Here is an 18700-nt window from a genome sequence, read left to right as displayed (position 1 = left end):
AACAATGGCCTATTCGTAACAAGTCACGCAGAAAGTCTGTCGGGACCTCCAATTCGGCAACACCAGAGTACGCTGACCTACCACCGGACGTGGAACCCGCCATGGACGGGCGAGCCCAGCGCAGGACCGCCGAGCGACCGCACCAGAAGCTCCGCGGCCCCGTGCGGGGCGCGCGTGGCTTGGCGGGGCCCGCCTCGGCTGTCCGCCCCTCGTCCGGCCCCGTGTAGCCGTCTCGACAACCCAGGATCGAGCCTCATGCAGTCCTCCGACATCGACGCCCAGCTCAACAATTTCTTTGAAGACGCACCCACGCGGGAATTCGACGTGGTTCTCCGTGGCTACGACCGGCACCAGGTGCACGACCATCTGAAGCAGATCGACACCGACCTGCGTCAGTCACGCGAGCAGGTCGCGGCACTGCAACGTGAGCTGTCCGACTCCCAGCGCCAGCTACAGGAGCAGGAGCGCCCGACCTATTCCGGTCTCGGCGCACGCATCGAGCAACTGCTCCGCCTGGCCGAGGAGCAGGCCACCGAGCTGGTCCAGGCCGCGAGGGCCGAGGCCAACGAGATCAAGGCCGCGGCCAAGGTCGACGCCGCCGACCTGCGCGCCGCCGCCGAGAACGAGGCCGCCGAGAAGCGTGCGCTCGCCACCCGTGAGGCGGAGGAGACCCGCACCACGGCCGAGCGCGAGGCCGAGGAGATCCGCTCCACGGCCCGCCGCGAGTCCGACGAGCTCACCTCCACCACCGAGCGCGAGGTCTCCAAGCTGCGTGCCACCGCCGACCACGAGGTCGCCGAGAAGCGCGCCGACGCCGAGCGTGAGATCGCCAAGCTGCGCACCACCACCGAGCGTGAGGTCGCACAGCTGCGCGCTTCCACCAAGCGCGAGCGCGACGAGGTGCTCACGACCGCCAAGCGCCAGGCCGACGAGATGCGCGCGCAGGCGCAGCGGGTGCTGGAGGAGTCCGAGGCCAAGCGGGCCCAGGACGAGGCCGAGTTCGAGATCCAGCTCGCCGCGCGCCGCGAGGAGGCCGAGCGTCAGGAGTCCGAGCGTCACGCGACGGCGCAGGCCGCCACGCAGAAGCTCGTGGCCGAGGCCGAGCAGCGGGCCGCCACCGCCGAGCAGCGGGCCACCAAGGCCACGCAGCAGGCCGAGCAGACCCGCCGCGAGGCCGACACCCACGCCAAGCAGCTGCTGGCCAACGCGCGCAAGAACGCCGACCAGCTCGTCGCCGAGGCCAAGTCCAGCGCCGAGACCATCGTGTCGGAGGCCAAGTCCGAGGCCGAGCGCAACCGCACGGTCGCGCAGCGCCAGGTGGACGAGCTGACCCGCCAGCGCGACAGCATCACGAGCCACCTCGCTCAGCTGCGCCAGCTCCTCGGCGGCGCCGCTCTGCCCGGCATGGACGAGGCTCCCGCGGTCGCGGCCCCCGCGCCGAAGCCCGCCCTCGCGGCCACCCCGGTCAACGACAAGCCCCTCCCCGCGCCTGCCGCGGCACCCGCCTCGCAGCGGGCCGCCGCCCCGGCCGAGGACGACTCGGAGTGGTGGCAGGAGTAGGCGCCACGCCACGCCAAGGGCGTTAGGGACGGCTACGGGAGAGCCTGGCGACCATCAGGTCGCCAGGCTCTCTTTTGTCGTCTCCCGGCCGGCCCTGCGGCGTGCGGGGCCGGCGCTCACCCGTTCGGCCCGTCGTTCACCCGCGGGTTCCCGGGTGGGGCCGTCAGGTCGCGGTGAGGCCGCCGTCCACGTAGAGGACCTGTCCGGTCATGTAGGAGGAGGCCGGGGCCGCCAGGAAGACGGCGGCGGGGGCCATCTCCTCGGGGGTGCCCCAGCGGGCCATGGGGACGTTGCCGGTGGTGGCGCGTGAGGCGCTCTCGTCCTCCCACAGCGCGCGGCTGAGATCGGTCGCCGTCCAGCCGGGGCACAGCGCGTTGACCCGGACGCCTGAGGCGGCCCATTCGACCGCGAGGGACTTGGTGAGGGCCACCACGCCGGCCTTGGCGGCGGCGTACGGCGCGAGGAACGGCGCACCGAGGGAGGCGACGGAGGAGATGTTGATGACCGAGCCCGAGCCGCGTTCCAGCATGTGGGGGGCCACGGCGTGGCAGACGGTCATCACGGTGTCGAGGTTCAGCCTGATCAGCTTGTCCCACCCCGACAGGCGCAGGTCCTTGAACTGCGAGATGAAGTTGGACCCGCCGGCGTTGTTCACCACGATGTCCAGATGGCCGCAGGTCTCGACGGCCTCGCCGACGGCCGCCGCGGCGGCGTCACGGTCGGTGAGGTCGCAGGCGATGACGTGGGCCCGGCGGCCCGCCGCCTCGACCTCCTTGGCCACCTCGGCGAGCTTGTCCGCCGACCGGGACACCAGCACCAGGTCGGCCCCCGCCTCGGCGTAGGCCAGTGCGATGGCCCGGCCGATGCCGCGCGACGCGCCGGTCACGAACGCGTTCCGGCCGGTTAGATCGAACGCCTGCACCGCATCCTCCTCATCTGGGAACCAGAACGAAATTCTATTGTCACCGGAGGCCGTGCCGCACCCTCCGGGGCTCAGATGCCGGTGGGGAGGGGGTAGGCGGCGGGGCCGGCGCGTCGCACCCTCTAGACGTCGGTGGGGAGAGGGTGCGCGGCGGGGTTGACGCGTTCGACGATCTCGTTGAGCACGATGCGGACGTACGGCTCACCCACCCACAGGTGCTTGGCGTTGTCCACGGCCACCACCTCGGCCTGCGGGACACGGGAGAAGCGCTCGCGTGCCTCCTGCGGCCGCAGGAAGTCGTCGTGCTCGGGGACCAGCGCGACGAGGGGACGGCCGAAGGCGGCCCAGGCGTCCAGGTCCTCGTCGGTGGCGCGGCGCAGCGGCGGGGACAGCAGGATGGCTCCCTGGACCAGGGGGTCGTGACCCCATTTCAGGGCCAGCTCGGTGCCGAAGGACCAGCCGAGGAGCCACGGGTTCGGCAGGTCGTGGAACTCGGTGTACTCCAGTGCCGCGGCGACGTCGAACCGCTCACCCTCCCCCTCCTCGAAGGCCCCCTCCGAGCGGCCGCGCGCGGACTCGGTGCCGCGGGTGTTGAAACGCAGGACGGCGACGCCGGCGAGAGCAGGCAGGCGGTTGGCGGCCTTGCGCAGGACGTGGCTGTCCATCATGCCCTCGGCGGTCGGCAGGGGATGCAGGCAGACCAAGGTGGCGACCGGCTTGCCCTCAGGAGGCAGGGCCAGTTCGCCGACCAGCGTGAGCCCGTCGGCGGTGTGCAGCTCGATGTCCTGCCGTACGGCGGGAAGGACCGTCGACGCGCGGATCTCCACTGGTGTTCTCCTCGGTGAGACCTGGGATGGTGGTACGGCTTCCCGCAGGCCCACGCCGGTGACGCGGCGCGGGTGAGCCTGCTCAGTAACGGAAACGGCCAGGCCCGCGGTCCATGCGTTTGCGCCAGCAGGCGGTGTGCCAGTGGCGGCGTTCGGACTCGCCACCCTGCCAGGCGGGCCAGCTCACGACGTGCGGGAGTCCGGGACGGATCTCATGGTCGCAGCCGGGGCAGCGGTAGAGCTTGCCGGGGGCGGCGCCGGAGACCTGGCGGACCTTCCAGTCCCCGTCCGGCGCGCTCTCCAGGCGCTCCGAGCCGCGCAGCGCGTCCTCGGCGGGCCGGAGGGGACGGCCGTCCTTCCCCAGCGAGGGGTCCATGCGGCGCGCACGGCGGGGGCTCATGTCGGCACGAACGTGGGGACGGACCGGATTTCTTCCCTCATCGGGCCCGGAACCCGGCCACTCCGGCCGTGACGAGACGGTCGAGCAGCGGCGCGGGAGCGAGGAACGGCTCGCGGTACTCCTCGTACAGCGCGAGCAGGCCGTCGCGCACCGTGGCGAGCCCCAGCCTGTCGAGGGTCTCGAACGGGCCGGCGGGGTAGCCGCAGCCGAGCCGCATGGCGTCGTCGATGTCGTCCATCGTGGCGTAACCGGAGTCGTACATGCGGACCGCGTCGTTGAGGTAGGGGTAGGTCAGCGCCTCCACCACGAGCCCGGCGCGGTCGGCGCTCGTCACCGGCGTGTGGCCGAGCAGGCGCAGCAGCCCCCGCACCGCCTCGGCCGCCTCAGGCGCGGTGCGCACCCCGCACACCACCTCGGCCAGCCGGTCGCCGACCAGATGGACCCCCACCACACGCTCGGGCCGAGTCAGCCGGCCGGCGAGCGGCGCCACCCGGTCGTGGCCGAGCGCGACGACCACGTCCGACTCCTCCGGCTCGCCGCACCGGAAGCCGATGGCGTCGAGCTTCTCCTGCAGGGCCCCCGCTCGTTCGCCGGTCACGCAGACCGAGGCGACGTTGAGCCGTCCCGGCTTCTCGTCGGAGCGCGGCGAAGGCGGTTCGCCGGTGTAGGTGGCGAACCCGCGGCCGGTCTTGCGGCCGAGCGTCCCGGCGGCGACCAGTTCGCGCAGCAGCGGGGACGGTGCGAACGACGGGTCGCGGGTCTCCTGGAACAGGACCTCGCAGATCTCGTGCGCGGTGTCGAGTCCGATCAGGTCCAGCAGCGCGAACGGCCCCATCGGCAGGCCGGCGCCGACGCGCATCGCGGTGTCGATGTCGTGCTGGGACGCCACCCGGCGTTCCAGCAGCCCCGCCGCGCGGTTGAGGTAGCCGAGCAGCAGCCGGTTGACCACGAACCCCGCGCGGTCCCCCACCACCACCGGGGTCTTGCCGGCCTGTCGCGCGAGGTCCGCGATGTCTTCGGCCACGCCGTCGTCGGTGACCACCGTGCGCACCACCTCGACGAGGCGCATGACCGGCGCGGGGTTGAAGAAGTGCATGCCGACGACGCGGCCGGGACGTGAGGTGGTGGCGGCGAGCGCCGTGACGGCCAGCGAGGAGGTGTTGGTGGCGAGCACGGCCGCCGGCGCGCACACGCGGTCGAGCTCGGCGAACAGCGCGCGCTTGACGTCCATGATCTCCGGGACGGCCTCGACCACCAGGTCGGCGTCCCGCAGCGCGCCGAGCCCGCCGGCGAAGGTGACCCTGCCGAGGATCGTCTCGCGCTCGTCCTCGGTGAGCTTGCCGCGCCGCACGGCTTTGTCGGTGGAGCGGCGCAGGTGGGACCGGCCGCGCTCCAGCGCGTCCTCATCGGCCTCCACGCCGACGACGGCGAGCCCGGCGCGAGCGAACACCTCCGCGATGCCGGCCCCCATCGTGCCGAGCCCGACGACCCCCACCGTACGGAACGCCGTCCCCATATGCCCCACCTCCACTCGCTGACCAGTCTCCCAGAGCACCGGTCCCCCGGACCCGCGGGCCCGTACGTCCGCGGGACGGCCGCGGCGAGCGGTAGGGTTGGCGGCCATGCGACTGGTCATCGCGCGCTGCAGCGTGGACTACGTGGGACGGCTGACGGCGCACCTCCCCATGGCGCCCCGTCTGATCCTCATCAAGGGGGACTCCTCTGTCTCGGTGCACGCCGACGACCGTGCGTACAAGCCGCTCAACTGGATGAGTCCTCCGTGCCGGCTGCGTGAGGAGGAAGGGCTGTGGACGGTCACGCACGAGAAGACCGGCGAGAAGCTCATCCTCACCATCGAGGAGATCACGCACGACTCCTCCCATGAGCTCGGCAAGGATCCCGGCCTGATCAAGGACGGTGTCGAGGCGCACCTGCAGGAGTTGCTGGCCGAGCACATCGAGACGCTGGGTGAGGGCTGGTCGCTGATCCGGCGTGAGTACCCCACGGCGATCGGGCCGGTGGACATCCTGTGCCGCGACCGGCCCGGCGCCACGGTGGCGGTCGAGATCAAGCGGCGCGCGGGCATCGACGCCGTGGAGCAGCTCACGCGCTATCTGGAGCTGCTGAACCGCAACCCTCTGCTGTCCCCGGTCGGCGGCATCCTGGCCGCGCAGACGATCGCGCCGCAGGCCCGCACCCTGGCCGAGGATCGCGGCATCCGTTGCGTGCTGCTCGACTACGACGCGCTGCGCGGCATCGAACGCAAGGACACGCTGTTCTGAACACCCGTCTGGGGCTTTTCCGCACCCTCTGAGCGGTTTCTTCTCCTCCTTCAGGAGGATCTTTCCCGCCACTCCCAACATTTCACGGCGAACCGGCGTCAGAACGAATGGCGTCAAATGCCTTACCGGCGGCATGTCCCGCTGTGGCAGGGCATAGGGAGATATCCATTACCAAGGGGGATTCCAGCGTGTCGTGGAATGGACGCAGGGTGCTCGCGCGTGCCGCCTTAAAGGTGATCGGGGCACTCAACCGGCGGAAGGCGCGCGGGGCCCCGCCGGCCGGCACGGGGCCGGTCCGCATCTTCCTCCTGCACGCGTACGGCATGGGTGGCACGATCCGCACCACGCTGAACCTGGCGGCGCACCTGGCTCGCACGCGGGACGTCGAGATCGTCAGCCTGGTCCGCACGGCCGAGACACCGTTCTTCGACATGCCTCCCGGCGTGCGGGTGACGTTCCTCGACGACCGCACCGTGCGCCACGGGCCGCTCGCGCGGCGCCTCGCCGGGATGCGCAGCCGGCTGGTGCCCGAGCAGGAGAAGGCGTACGGCACGATGAGCCTGCGCACGGACCTGCTGCTGGTGCGCTACCTGCGCTCGGTGCGCGGCGGTGTGCTCATCGGCACCCGGCCCGCGTTCAACCTGCTCATGGCGTTGTTCGCTCCGCCAGGCGTGCTCACCGTCGGCCAGGAGCACACGACCTACGAGGCGCACGCACCCGAGTTGCAGACCGCGATCCGCCGCCGCTACGGCCGGCTCGACGCGCTCACCACGCTCACCGAGGCCGACCTGAAGGCGTACCGCAAGGCGCTGCGGGGCCGGCCGCCGCGCCACCTGCTGCGCCTGCCGAACGCGGTGGCCGAGCTCGCCGGTGACGTCTCCTCGCTCGAGGAGAAGGTGGTCGTCGGCATCGGCCGCTTCGCGCACGCCAAGGGCTTCGACCGGCTCGTGAACGCCTGGAAGACCGTCGCCGCGGCGCATCCCGACTGGGAACTGCACATCCACGGCGGCGGCACCGAGGAGCGCGAACAGCGGCTGCGCGATCGTGTCGAGGCGGCCGGCCTGACCGGCAAGGTCAAGCTCATGGGAAGCGCGCGCGAGACGGGGATCGCGTTGTCCAAGGCCTCGATCCATGCGGTCGCGTCACGGTACGAGGGTTTCGGCATGACGATCCTCGAGGCGATGAGCAAAGGCGTGCCCGTGGTCAGCTTCGACTGCCCGCACGGCCCGCGAGAGATCATCACCGACGGCCACGACGGCCTGCTCGTCCGCTCCACCAAGGCCGCCGCGCTCGGCCGCGCGGTCAACCGCCTCATCGAGGACGAGTCCCTGCGCCGCACCCTCGGCGCCAACGCGCTGACCACCGTGGAGCGGTACCGCATGACGTCGGTCGGCCCGCGCTGGGACGCGCTGCTCGAGGAGATGGCGGCCACGGCCGGTCCCGAGCCTTCGCCATCCACGAGCGCCGGGAACGTCCCGGACTAGACCCGGTCCCCGGCCGCCTCCAGGCGCCGCCGGACCGCCTGGATGTGCGGCGGCTCTGGCATGTTCCGCCATTCCGGCAGCGCGTCGAGGCCCGCGCGGGCCAGGTCGCGCGCATCTCCGTGACCGAGCCTGGCCAGGTACAGGCAGGCGAGCGCCGTCGGCAGGCCCGCCGGAGGCAGCCGGCCGCGGCCGGCGCTCAGCAGTTCCGCCGCGCGGGCCGGATCGGTCTCGACCAGCGAAGTGCCGAGATGCACCTCGCACCGGCCCCGGCCCACCGGCTCGCCGGCCCGGTGGAACATCTCGGCCGCTCTGGTCCAGCCGTCCCTGGCCTCCTTCACCTTGCCGAGGTGCCAGTCCGCGAGGGCCCGCAGTTCCGTGGCGTGCGCTCGGACACCGAGGCCGGCCGCGTCACCGGCGGACGTGACCGCGCCGAGCCGCCGGTACGCGTCCTGCACCAGTCCCGGTTCGGTCTGGCCGCCGCTCAGCCACAGCGCGCCGACGTTGACCGCGGCGAGGGCCTGTCCCTGGGTGTCGCCGGGAGGCAGCGCCTGGCGGTACCGCGCGAGCGTCGCCTCCGTGACGGCCGGGTCGCCTCGGGTGGTGAGCTGGATGGCGGCGCGCGTCAGGATCATCTGCGGGGGTCGCGACTCCTCGCGCACCCGGGCCTGGATGTCCTGGAGGTGCTCGTCCGCCGCCGCGACGGCCCCGAGGGACAGTTCGGCGTCGGCGCGGCGGAGTTCGGCCACGACCAGCATCTCGCCGTGCCCCAGCCTCCTCGCGGCCGCCGCCAGCCGGCCGGCGGCCTCCCGCCGGTCGGCGAGCCGGTGCTCCGCGGTGAACCATGCCTCCAGCGCGTCCCCGATGCGCCAGAGATCGGAGATCGTCCTGACGTCCGGCTTCGGTGCGGCGAGCAGCGCCAGCAGCGCCGTGTCCTCGGCGGCGAACCATCGCCGTGCGTGCTCGTCGTCCGGCAGGCGCCGGCCGTGCCACCCGGCCTCGGCGGCGAGCAGCCCGACCAGGCCGCGGTGCACGGCGGCGAGGTCGTGCGGCTCGGCGACGATCCGCGGGGCCCCGTCCACGGCGCGAACCCGGGACGGCGACGGCAGCCGCTCCACCAGGCCGTTGTCGATGAGGACCTGGACCGCCTCGGCGGCTCCCCTGCCGGACACGCGGGCCACCTTGGCGAGTGTGCCGACCGCGACCTCCTCGACCGGCAGGTGCGCGAGGACCGACAGCAGCCGTGCCGCGTCCGCCGGCAGCCGGCTCAGCACCTTGCGGCGGAAGGTCGTGAGGACGTCCCCCTCGGCGTGCCTGGCGTCGTCCACCAGGTCCTCGACGCGCATGCCGTCGTTCTGGTCGAGCCAGGCGGCCAGCGTGACGACGATGACGGGGTTGCGCAGCAGCGATCGCACGGGGTCGCCGGGTGGCGTGGCGAGCCGGCCGCCGTCGTGCCTCACCTTCGCGCGCAGCAGGGACCAGCCGTCGCCGGGAGACAGCGGCCCGACCATGACCGGCTGTTCGGTGTCCGGTACGCCGGTCAGCGCGCCGGCCACGACGATCCGCACGGTGGGGGCCCGCGGCAGCCATGCGACCTGACCCCAGGTCTCCACGTTGTCCAGCAGCAACGTGAGGCGAGGGGAGGCACGCATCACGTCCCCCACCAGGGCTCTCGCCGCCTCCAGGGTCTCGGCCTCCTCAAGCCGGCGGCCGAGCACGCTCAGGATCCGCCGTGCCACGTTCAGCGCGGGCTCCGGTCTGCCGCGGTCCTGGCCGCGCAGATCGGCGTACCGCTGCCTGGCGGGGTCGTGCTCCAGTTCCCAGGCGGCCGCGGTGGCGACGGTGGACGTGCCGAGCCCCTTCCCGCCGGCGACGAAGGCGATCCCGTGCGTCTGGACCCGGTGGACGACGCGTTCCACCGTCTCGGCGCGGCCGGCCAGGTCCTCGGCCCGCGCGGGGAACGGCAGCGGCGGCAGCTCCGGCGCCGCCTCCGGGCTCCGCCGTCTGCGCAGCAGGTAGATCGCGATGCCTGGCACCGTCACGACCAGGATGATCTGGGCCGGCAGATAGTCCTTGGCGATCGTGGCGACCGCGTCCTGGGCCAGCGCCGTCCACAGCAGCGTCACCAACGGCCCGCCGACCCACAGGATCTCCGCGCGTGACCGGGGCAGCAGCCGCAGGAACCGGGAGGGGACGTAGCGGCGGCGCGGCGGCGTCATCGGTCGACCCCCGTGGTCAGCCCCTCGGCCAGCAGCCGGCCGTTCGCGAGCACCAGCGCGACGGGGACCACGCCGGCGAGGACCGACTCGGCGGCGAGCGGGCCCGCGGACGTGGCGAAGTAGCGTGACTGCTGCCAGACGACCAGAGGCACCTGGTCGGCGGACGGCCAGCTCAGCAGCAGGCTCACCACCAGATCGTTCCAGGTGGAGACGGCGGCCAGCACCGCCACGGTGAGCACCGCGGGAAGGCGTGCCTCCACGACCCGCCGGAAGGCCGATTCACCCTGCGCAAGCGGACGGTCCACCACCGAGCGCGGCACCGACGCGAAGGCCCCGCGCAGCAACAGCACCGCCAGCGGGAGGACGAGCGCCGCGTGGATGAGGCTCAGCGTCACCGGGCCCCCCGCCAGACCGGCGGTGGTCCTCCCGAGCGGGACCGCGATCGCCTGCGGCGGGATCGTCGCGAACACCGCCGCGAACGCGACGAAGGCGCCGGCCGTCCGGCGGCGCATCCCGGCGTGGGTGAGCCCGTACGCCGCGGGGACCGCCGTCAGCACCACCAGGACCGCGACCAGCACGGCGCGCGTGGCGGTCGGCACCATGGCCGCGAGCAAGGACCCGTCGCTCAGTGCCTCCTGGTAGGACTCCAGCCCGTAGTCGCCGTTCAGCAGGCCGGACCGCGCGACGTCCACCGGCGCGTGGAACGACGCGAGGAGCAGCGCGGCGATCGGCGTCAGCCACACCGCGGCCACCAGCCCGGGGAGGACCCACGTCCACCGGCCCGTGGCGCGTGACGGAAGCCGTGCGGCGCCGGAGGGCCCCGACGACGGCAGTTCCTTGCGAAGCCGCCACAGCAGCGTCAGCGCCGCGGCGGCGGGGATCAGGAACAGCAGGACACCGAGCGCCTCGCGTTCCCCTTGGACGAACACGTCGCTCTGCCGCCACCAGAACAGCCCGAGCACGTCGACCTGGTCCTGGAGCGACCCGGGGACGGCCACCAGGACGATCTCGAAGGTCCGGGTGGCCGCCAGCAGGACGATCAGGCCGGCCACCGCCGCCGACGGCAGGAGCGTGGGGATCAGCACCAGCCGCAGCTTCGACCAGGGGCCCGGCGCGAAGATGCGCGCGATGCGTACCAGGTCCTCGCGGACCCGCCGGAGCCCGTCGTGGAAGGCGAGGAACGCCACCCCCGTCCACTGCCAGACGAACGCGGCCCCGAGCAGTACCCAGATCCAGCCGGCGCCGAGGAGGTATCCCTGCGACCCGTCACCGGCCCCGGCGGCCGGCCCCAGCGCGGCTCGCACGACCGCCGCGACGGGGCCGCGCTCGGGACGGTGGTCGAAGATGATCCGGAAGGCGATCCCCGCGGTGAGCGGCGAGATGACGGCGGGGATCACCAGAGCGACGGTCAGCACCCGCCGTGACCTCGCACCCGCGCTCCTGGCGACGTACGCCAGGCCGAGGCCGAGCACACAGGTGACGACCGTGAATCCCACCCAGGCCAGATTGTTGCGCAGCGCCGGCCCGAACTGCGGGTCGAGGACGAGCGCGCGGTAACCGGACGGCGCGCGCAGACTGGCGGCCACCGTCATCACCAGTGACGCGATAATGATCACGGTCACCACGACGAGTGCCGGCAGGACGTATCCCCAGCCGGCCCAACGGCCACGCGACCTCCAGGTCACCGGAGGCCGCGGATCGGTCCGTGGCGTCACCGCGAACATCGGCGGGTCCCCGCTCACCGGCCCACCCCCACGATGGCCGCACGGGCCGTCGCGACCGCGTCCCCGTCGCGGGAGGTCACCCCGGTGACCTCACTGAAGAACCGGGTGAGCACGCGCCACAGACCGCGTCCGTTCCCGCCGGACAGACGTCCGGTGAGCTGGTCGGACAGGTCGAACGCGACCTTGTCCCCGTGGACCTGGCCGACGTAGCGCGTCAGGACGTCCGGGTACCCTTCGGCCAGCGGGTCCGGTGAGATGAATCCGCCTTCGGGGAGCCACGTGCGCCGCACCGCGTCCTGGCCTCGCTCACCGCACAACTCGCGGACGAAGTCCGTTCCCGGCGCGGCCTGCGGGTCGGCGGCGTCACCGGCCACCAAAATGTGCGCTTTACCTGGATCGACCGCCGGAAACCTCGCAAGTCTCGCTATATCCGCACCTTTACCGCAGAACCGGGTGATCACCGGATAAGCAAAATCCCCGGCGGCCACCATTTGCGCGTGACCGTAATAGAAGACATCGAGAATCGACTCGTGGAACGACGTCTGAAGCGCTCTGCGGCCTCCGCCGGGGAAGACGCCGTCGATCTCCCACAGCGCCTTCAGCCTCTCCAGCGCCTCGGTGACCACCGCGACCGTGCGCGTGCCAGGCGGCCCGTCCTGCCGGCCTTTCAGGTAGGCGGTCAGCTCGCCGTACACCTCGGGGTCGACGCCGAGCAGGACGTTCTCGAACCAGTCCGTGAGGACCCAGCCGTCCGCGGCGCCGACGGACAGGACCGGACGTCCGGCGGTCGCGCAGTACCGCCTCCACGCGTCCCACGGCAGCGGCAGGTCCGGCGCCGCCTCCCGGAACGCCGTGCACTCCTGGCGGTACCAGACCAGTGACTTGTGCGCCACCTTGAACCATTCGCCGCGACCGCCGAGGGGGAACCGGGTGCGCCACCCCGCGGGCCCCGGCGGCACCTGCGGCGCGGGGGACGCGCCGATCCCCCCGCCGAGCGCTCCGACCCTCGGCACGACCACGGCGTCGGGCCGCGCGGACGGGGCCACCGGGTTCTTCAGCAGCGCCTCGATGCTGTCCCCCGCGGAGAAGACCACCGCGTCGCCGCCGAGCTCGCGCACCACCTCGCGGAACCTCGCCAGTTCCCAGCCGCTCCACGGCACCGCGACGCTGACCCCGGCCGTGGAGCAGCCGGTCAGGCCGGCCGCGGCCGACAGTCCCAGCAGGACGACGGCCTGCCTGCGGGTGAGCGGGTCAGGCATCGGTCACCGTCCAACGGTGTGGCCACACGGCGGCCTGGGTGGCGTCGTCGGTGACCACCACCACCGGCAGGTCGGGAAACAGATGGGTGACCGTGGCCACCACCTGCCGGCAGGGAACGGCGCCGGCCCGGTCCTCGACCACCAGGACACGGGTGGAGTTGACGCAGGTGGCGCGGGTCAGCGCCACCCCGATCCGCTGGTCGTGGGTCAGGTCGCCCGGCCGCCGGTCGAGATACCCCTGCAGCCCGAACGCCGCGGCCCGGTCCTTCACGGCGTTCATGCTGATCCCGCGTCTCCCGCTGCGGATGTTCTCCACCACGCTGAGATGGGGGAACAACCCGCCGTCCGGGGGGATCAGCGCGATGTCCCACCGCTCGATCAGGGGGACGTCCGTGCCATTGATCTTGATCTTCCCGCCGCTCAGCGGAGCCCGGCCGAGCAGGACCTCCGCGAACCTGTCGGCCTCCGCCGCCGAACGCGCGAGCACCACCGCGACCTTCCCTGAACCGACCTCGAGCACGCCGGGTTCCAGACGGCGGAGCCCTCCATCGCTTTCCCAGCGCACCTGCTCGAGAACGAGGTCCATGGACACTCCGAAAAGCTGGACGTTTCCTGCTCCCCATTTAACGTCCAACCGGCCCGTGTCCGGTGGAAACAAACGTTTTGTACCCGGCCCCGGAATTATTTCGTTCCGTATTCCGGGTTACGGAAACTCCGGCCACGCGTGTCCACCGTTCGGTGGACCCCACGTTCAGTCCCCCGGTGGTGCCGCGACCCCGGGTCCGATCGGGATGCTTGGGTCATGACACAGGCAGCGGTACGGGTGCGTGGTCTCGCCAAACGGTACGGCGAGGTGCGGGCCGTGGACGGGATCGACCTGGACGTCCACGAGGGTGAGGTGTTCGCCGTACTCGGGCCGAACGGCGCGGGGAAGTCGACCACGGTGGAGATCCTGGAGGGGTACCGGTCGCGGGACGGCGGCGAGGTGAGTGTGCTCGGCGTGGACCCGGGGCACGCGACCCGCGCGTGGCGTGACCGCATCGGGATCGTCCTGCAGACGGCGGGGGACACCGCGGAACTGACCGTACGGGAGACCGTGCGGCACTTCGCGGGGTACTACCGGGACCCGAGGGACCCCGACGAGGTGATCGCCAAGGTCGGGCTCGTGGACAAGGCCGGCAGCCGGCTGCGCAAGCTGTCCGGGGGCCAGCGGCGCAGGGTGGACGTGGCGCTCGGGGTGATCGGCCGGCCGGAGCTGCTGTTCCTCGACGAACCCACCACCGGGTTCGACCCCGAGGCGCGGCGGCAGTTCTGGGACCTGATCAGGGACCTGGCCCGTGAGGGCACGACCATCATGCTCACCACCCACTACCTCGACGAGGCCGAGGCGCTCGCCGGCCGGGTCGCGGTGATCAGCGCCGGCCGGATCGTCGCCGAGGGCGACCCCGCGACGCTCGGCGGCCGTGCCGCGGCCGACGCCACCGTGAGCTGGCACGAGAACGGCGAGCGCAGGCGCGTGGCGACCGCCACGCCGACCCGTACCGTCCTCGAGCTGACCCGCCGCTTCGACGGCGAGGTGCCTGAGCTCACCGTCACCCGGCCGACGCTGGAGGACGTCTACCTCGGCCTCATCGCCAGACCGTCCGCGGACCCCGAGAGGACCACCCGATGAGCGACACCGTCGCCACTCCCCCCGCCGCCGCGACGCGCGCGGCCCCGGCCCGCAGGCCGCCGTCCGTGGCCGCCGCCGGATGGGCCAGGGGGCGGGTGGAGACCAAGATGTTCTTCCGCGAGAAGGACGCCGTGGTCTTCACCTTCGCCTTCCCGATCGTCATGCTCGTGATCTTCGGCTCGATCTTCCAAGGACGCCTCGGCGGCGGCGCGGTCACCGTCTCCCAGCTCTACACCGCCGGCCTGATCGGCGCGGGGGTGATGGCCGCCAGCTTCCAGAACCTCGGCATCGGCATCGCCGGCGACCGGGACGACGGCACACTCAAACGGCTCGCGGGGACGCCGCTGCCACGCAGCTCCTACTTCATCGGCAAGATCGTCAGTGTGCTGATCGTGGCGGCGGTGGAGGTCGCGATCCTGCTCGCCATCGGTGTGTTCGCCTACGACCTGACGCTGCCGTCCGACATGGCGAACTGGGTGACGTTCGCCTGGGTGTTCGTGCTCGGCATCACCGGCTGCTCGCTGCTCGGGGTGGCGGTGAGCAGCCTGCCGAGGTCGGCCAAGAGCGCGAGCGCGGTGATCAGCCTGCCGTTCGTGGTGCTGCAGTTCATCTCGGGGGTGTTCATCCCGTTCACGCAGATGCCTGAGTGGCTGACGCGGATCGCGGCGGTCTTTCCGCTGAAGTGGATGTGCCAGGGCTTCCGGTCGGTCTTCCTGGGTGACGCGGGGGCCGCCCTGGAGACGACCGGTTCGTACGAGCTCGACCGGGTGGCCCTGGTGCTGGCAGCGTGGGTGGCCGGAGGTCTGATCCTGTGCCTGACGACGTTTCGCTGGAAGAGCCGCCGCGACGGATGACCGAGACGGCGGACGACTGCGCTCGCCAGGCCGACCGGCGTTCCGCGCCGGCCGACGCCTGGCGGGCCTTCCACGGGTGGAACATCCTGTTCGTCCTCGCGTACGTGGTCACCGGGACGCTGGTGTTCCTCGACGACGGCACGTCCGTCCCCGCGCGGGCCGCGGCGCTCGTGCTGCTCAGCGTGTGCGCGGCCGCGTATGTGGTGTTCGGCAGGCCCGCGCTGGCGCGGGACGAGGGATCGGACCGCGCGCGGCTGCTGTACGTGGTGTTCGTGCTGGTCACCTTCGTCCCCGCGACGATCGTCGTGCCGGCCTCGTCGTTCGCGATGTTCGCGCTCGGCCCGCAGATCTTCATGACGCTGTCCCAGCCATGGGCCATCACCATGGTGCTGTCGATCAACCTGGCACCGGCCGTCCGGTTCGTCCTGGAACCTGGGCTCACGTGGCAGTCGGCCGTCACCGTCGCGGCGACCAGCGCGGTGTCGGTCACGTTCTCCATCGTGTTCGGGCCGTGGATGTCGCGGATCATCAGGCAGAGCGCCGAACGTGCCGTGCTCATCGAGGAGCTGGAGGCCAGCAGAGCGCAGGTCGCGCGGCTCTCGCGGGAACGGGGGGCCATGGCCGAGCGCGAACGGCTCGCCGGGGAGATCCACGACACGCTCGCTCAGGGGTTCACCAGCATCATCATGCTGATCCAGGCCGCCGAGGCGTCGCGTGACCCGTCCCGGCATCTGGCGCTCGCCATGCGGACCGCGCGGGAGAACCTCGCCGAGGCGCGGGGCCTCATCGCGGCGCTCAGCCCGCCGCCGCTCGACGGCTCCACGCTGGAGCAGGCGCTGCGTAGGATCGCCGCGCGGCTGCTCGAGGAGCTGTCGCTGCCGGTGACGTTCGAGGTGGGTGACGGTTCCCGGCCGCTGCCACCGGGCATCGAGGTGGTCCTGGTGCGCGCGGCGCAGGAGGCGCTCGCCAACGTACGGCGGCACGCGGCGGCGTCGTCGGTGCGGGTCCGCCTGGACTACGGCGAGAGCGAGGTGTGTCTCCGCGTGACGGACGACGGCCGCGGCTTCGACCCGGCGGCCACGCCTCCGGGGTTCGGGCTGCGCGCCATGCGGGCACGTGCCGAGGAGGCGGGAGGATCGGTACTGGTGGACGGCGCTCCGGGGAAGGGGACGCGGCTCACCGTGCGCATCCCCTACCCGGAGGCGGCGGCCGTGACCCGTGAGGAGGCACCGTGATCAGTGTGCTGATCGTCGACGACCACCCTGTGGTGCGTGAGGGCCTGCGCGGCATGCTGGAGGCCGACCCCGGCATCTCGGTGGCCGGGGAGGCCGGGTCGGGGGACGAGGCCGTCACGCGGGCCCGCGAGCTCCGGCCCGACGTCGTCCTGATGGACCTGCGGATGCCCGGCGGCGACGGGGTGAGCGCCATCCCCCGCGTGCTGTCGGAGCGGCCGGGGTGCCGGGTGATCGTGCTGACGACGTTCGAGACCGACCAGGACATCGTGCGGGCCGTGGAGGCCGGGGCCGCGGGCTACCTGCTCAAGGACACCTCCCGCGCCGACCTGGTGTCCGCCGTCTTCGCCGCCACGCGTGGCGAGACCGTGCTGTCCCCCTCGGTGGCGACCAAACTGGTGGGCCGCATGCGTGCCCCGGCCGCCGACTCGTTGTCCAGGCGTGAGACCGAGGTGCTCTCCCTGGTGGCCCGGGGGCTCACCAACGCCGACATCGGCCGCGAGCTGTTCATCAGCGAGGCCACCGTGAAGACCCACCTGCTGCGCGTCTTCGGCAAGCTCGGCGTCAGCGACCGCACGGCCGCCGTCACCACGGCGCTGCGGCGTGGCCTGCTGGAGCGAACCTGAGCCCGACTCATAGCTCTGTCTGGTAGAGGACGGCGGGACGGGGTTAGGGTGGCCGCGGACGGCGCCGGACGTCCGGAGAGGAGTTTCCCCATGTCCACGGCCACTGAGGGACGTACGTTCGAGTCGGTGCATCCGGCGACCGGGGTCGTGGTGGGGACGCATCCGATCGACGACGCCGTGAGCGTGGACGCCGCGGTGGAGCGGGGCCGTGGGGCCGCGCTGTGGTGGGGACGGCTGGGGTTCGACGAGCGCCGGCGCCGGTTGCTCGACTACAAGGCGGTGGTGACGCGGAACCTGCGGCGGATCGCCGAGGCGGTGTCGCAGGAGACCGGGAAGCCCGAGGGGGACGCGACGCTGGAGGCGGCGATCGCGATCACGCACATCGACTGGGCCGCGCGCAACGCGCGCAAGGTGCTCGGACCGCGGCGGGTCCCGTCGGGGCTGCTCGGCGTGAACCTCGCCGCCACGCTCGAGTACCTGCCGCTCGGGGTGGTCGGGGTCATCGGGCCGTGGAACTACCCGGTGTTCACGCCGATGGGGTCGATCGTGTACGCGCTCGCGGCGGGGAACGCCGTGGTGTTCAAGCCGAGCGAGCTGACACCGGGGGTCGGGGTGCTGCTGGCGGAGCTGTTCGCCGAGAGTGTGCCCGAGCACCCGGTGTTCCAGGTCGTCACGGGGTTCGGCGAGACAGGCGCGGCGCTGGCGGGCCATCCGGGGGTCGGGAAGGTCGCGTTCACCGGATCGACGGCCACCGCCAAACGGGTCATGGCGGCCTGCGCGGCCAACCTCACGCCGCTGGTCGCCGAGTGCGGCGGCAAGGACGCGCTGATCGTGGACCGGGACGCCGACCTCGCCGCCGCGGCGGACGCCGCGGTGTGGGGAGCCATGTCGAACGCCGGCCAGACCTGCGTCGGGGTGGAGCGCGTCTACGCGGTGGCCCCGGTGTACGACGACTTCATGCGTGAGCTGACCCGCCGGGTGGCGGCCCTGCGCGCCGGCGAGGACTACGGGCCGATCACGATGCCGGAGCAGGCCGACGTCATCAGGCGCCACGTGGACGACGCGCTCGCCAAGGGGGCCACGGCCGTGGTCGGCGGCGCGGACGCCGTGCGGCCGCCGTTCGTGGACCCGGTGGTGCTCACCGATGTGCCGGAGGACGCGAGCGCCGTGCAGGAGGAGACGTTCGGCCCGACCATCACGGTCGCCAAGGTCGCCGACGCCGACGAGGCGGTGCGCCGCGCCAACGCCGTGGCGTACGGTCTCGGCGGCACGGTGTTCTCCGGTAACGTGAGACGGGCCACGGAACTGGCGCGGGCCATGCTCGGCGGCATGACGGCCGTCAATTCGGTCATATCGTTCGTCGGGGTGCCGTCCCTTCCGTTCGGTGGCACTGGAGCGTCCGGGTTCGGCCGCATTCACGGCGCCGACGGGCTGCGTGAGTTCACCCGGCCGAAGGCGATCTCGCGGCAGCGTTTCGCCATACCTGGAATGAATCTCACCTCTTTCACGCGCACCCCCGCAGACCTGGAGCGTCTCGTGAAATTGGTCACCTTTCTCCACGGTCGCCGCAAGAGCTAGTTGTCGCGATACTTCCGTTAAAACGATCTTGCGTCCATAATGATGGGTTCCTATGAGACCAGCA

The 18700-nt window shown here is 72.2% G+C and carries 16 protein-coding genes; 8 read left to right on the top strand and 8 right to left on the bottom strand.

Going from position 1 to position 18700, the window contains the following annotated elements:
- Positions 1 to 255: 255 nt before the first annotated feature.
- The gene (locus BJ992_RS08555; RefSeq protein WP_184979376.1) at positions 256 to 1560 is read left to right on the top strand and encodes a DivIVA domain-containing protein; all 1305 of its coding nucleotides are present in this window, start codon (positions 256 to 258) and stop codon (positions 1558 to 1560) included.
- Positions 1561 to 1723: 163 nt separating this feature from the next.
- Here the strand turns inward: BJ992_RS08555 and BJ992_RS08550 are convergent, their stop codons facing one another.
- The 4 genes from BJ992_RS08550 to BJ992_RS08535 form a co-directional block, all read right to left on the bottom strand.
- Entirely contained in the window at positions 1724 to 2482 is a 759-nt protein-coding gene (locus BJ992_RS08550; RefSeq protein WP_184979375.1) for a glucose 1-dehydrogenase, read from the bottom strand.
- Positions 2483 to 2604: 122 nt separating this feature from the next.
- Positions 2605 to 3309: an alpha/beta hydrolase gene (locus tag BJ992_RS08545; protein ID WP_184979374.1), complete on the bottom strand. Its 705-nt coding sequence runs from the start codon at positions 3307 to 3309 to the stop codon at positions 2605 to 2607.
- 82 nt (positions 3310 to 3391) lie between these two features.
- Positions 3392 to 3709: an ATP/GTP-binding protein gene (locus BJ992_RS08540; RefSeq protein WP_184979373.1), complete on the bottom strand. Its 318-nt coding sequence runs from the start codon at positions 3707 to 3709 to the stop codon at positions 3392 to 3394.
- Between the two features lie 37 nt (positions 3710 to 3746).
- On the bottom strand, positions 3747 to 5225 hold the full coding sequence (locus tag BJ992_RS08535; protein WP_184979372.1) for a 3-hydroxyacyl-CoA dehydrogenase family protein: 1479 nt from the start codon (positions 5223 to 5225) through the stop codon (positions 3747 to 3749).
- A gap of 106 nt (positions 5226 to 5331) precedes the next feature.
- On the opposite strand from BJ992_RS08535, the gene nucS reads away from it, so the two are divergent.
- Both nucS and BJ992_RS32705 read left to right on the top strand, forming a co-directional pair.
- Positions 5332 to 5991, top strand: coding sequence for an endonuclease NucS (nucS, locus tag BJ992_RS08530; protein ID WP_184979371.1), 660 nt, complete (start codon positions 5332 to 5334; stop codon positions 5989 to 5991).
- 233 nt (positions 5992 to 6224) lie between these two features.
- Positions 6225 to 7475 carry a glycosyltransferase family 4 protein gene (locus tag BJ992_RS32705; RefSeq protein WP_343072559.1) on the top strand — a complete coding sequence of 417 codons (1251 nt, stop codon included), beginning with the start codon at positions 6225 to 6227 and terminating at the stop codon, positions 7473 to 7475.
- On the opposite strand, the gene BJ992_RS08520 is transcribed toward BJ992_RS32705, so the two are convergent.
- The 4 genes from BJ992_RS08520 to BJ992_RS08505 are packed head-to-tail and all read right to left on the bottom strand — an operon-like array spanning position 7472 to position 13260.
- The gene (locus BJ992_RS08520) at positions 7472 to 9691 is read right to left on the bottom strand and encodes a hypothetical protein (protein WP_184979369.1); all 2220 of its coding nucleotides are present in this window, start codon (positions 9689 to 9691) and stop codon (positions 7472 to 7474) included. The two genes, BJ992_RS32705 and BJ992_RS08520, sit on opposite strands and share 4 nt — an antisense overlap.
- The gene (locus BJ992_RS08515; RefSeq protein ID WP_184979368.1) at positions 9688 to 11433 is read right to left on the bottom strand and encodes an ABC transporter permease subunit; all 1746 of its coding nucleotides are present in this window, start codon (positions 11431 to 11433) and stop codon (positions 9688 to 9690) included. The genes BJ992_RS08520 and BJ992_RS08515 overlap by 4 nt, the downstream gene beginning before the upstream one ends.
- Positions 11430 to 12674 carry a hypothetical protein gene (locus tag BJ992_RS08510; protein ID WP_184979367.1) on the bottom strand — a complete coding sequence of 415 codons (1245 nt, stop codon included), beginning with the start codon at positions 12672 to 12674 and terminating at the stop codon, positions 11430 to 11432. Before BJ992_RS08510 ends, BJ992_RS08515 begins: the two co-directional genes overlap by 4 nt.
- Complete coding sequence (locus tag BJ992_RS08505) at positions 12667 to 13260, bottom strand: P-loop NTPase family protein (protein ID WP_184979366.1); 594 nt, start codon at positions 13258 to 13260, stop codon at positions 12667 to 12669. Before BJ992_RS08505 ends, BJ992_RS08510 begins: the two co-directional genes overlap by 8 nt.
- A gap of 216 nt (positions 13261 to 13476) precedes the next feature.
- On the opposite strand from BJ992_RS08505, the gene BJ992_RS08500 reads away from it, so the two are divergent.
- The 5 genes from BJ992_RS08500 to BJ992_RS08480 all read left to right on the top strand — a co-directional run bounded on the left by BJ992_RS08500 (position 13477) and on the right by BJ992_RS08480 (position 18636).
- Entirely contained in the window at positions 13477 to 14346 is an 870-nt protein-coding gene (locus tag BJ992_RS08500) for an ABC transporter ATP-binding protein (RefSeq protein ID WP_184979365.1), read from the top strand.
- Positions 14343 to 15200, top strand: a complete 858-nt coding sequence (locus BJ992_RS08495) for an ABC transporter permease (RefSeq protein WP_184979364.1) — start codon at positions 14343 to 14345, stop codon at positions 15198 to 15200. Before BJ992_RS08500 ends, BJ992_RS08495 begins: the two co-directional genes overlap by 4 nt.
- Positions 15197 to 16435 (top strand): sensor histidine kinase, encoded by a 1239-nt coding sequence (locus BJ992_RS08490; RefSeq protein ID WP_221474730.1) that lies wholly within the window; start codon positions 15197 to 15199, stop codon positions 16433 to 16435. Before BJ992_RS08495 ends, BJ992_RS08490 begins: the two co-directional genes overlap by 4 nt.
- Entirely contained in the window at positions 16432 to 17058 is a 627-nt protein-coding gene (locus BJ992_RS08485; protein ID WP_184979362.1) for a response regulator, read from the top strand. Before BJ992_RS08490 ends, BJ992_RS08485 begins: the two co-directional genes overlap by 4 nt.
- A gap of 90 nt (positions 17059 to 17148) precedes the next feature.
- Positions 17149 to 18636, top strand: coding sequence for an aldehyde dehydrogenase family protein (locus BJ992_RS08480; protein WP_184979361.1), 1488 nt, complete (start codon positions 17149 to 17151; stop codon positions 18634 to 18636).
- Positions 18637 to 18700: the final 64 nt, after the last annotated feature.

Source organism: Sphaerisporangium rubeum (assembly GCF_014207705.1).
Classification (GTDB): domain Bacteria; phylum Actinomycetota; class Actinomycetes; order Streptosporangiales; family Streptosporangiaceae; genus Sphaerisporangium; species Sphaerisporangium rubeum.
The sequence above is the reverse complement of the archived record's forward strand: the minus strand, read 5'-3'. Positions and strand labels throughout refer to the sequence as shown.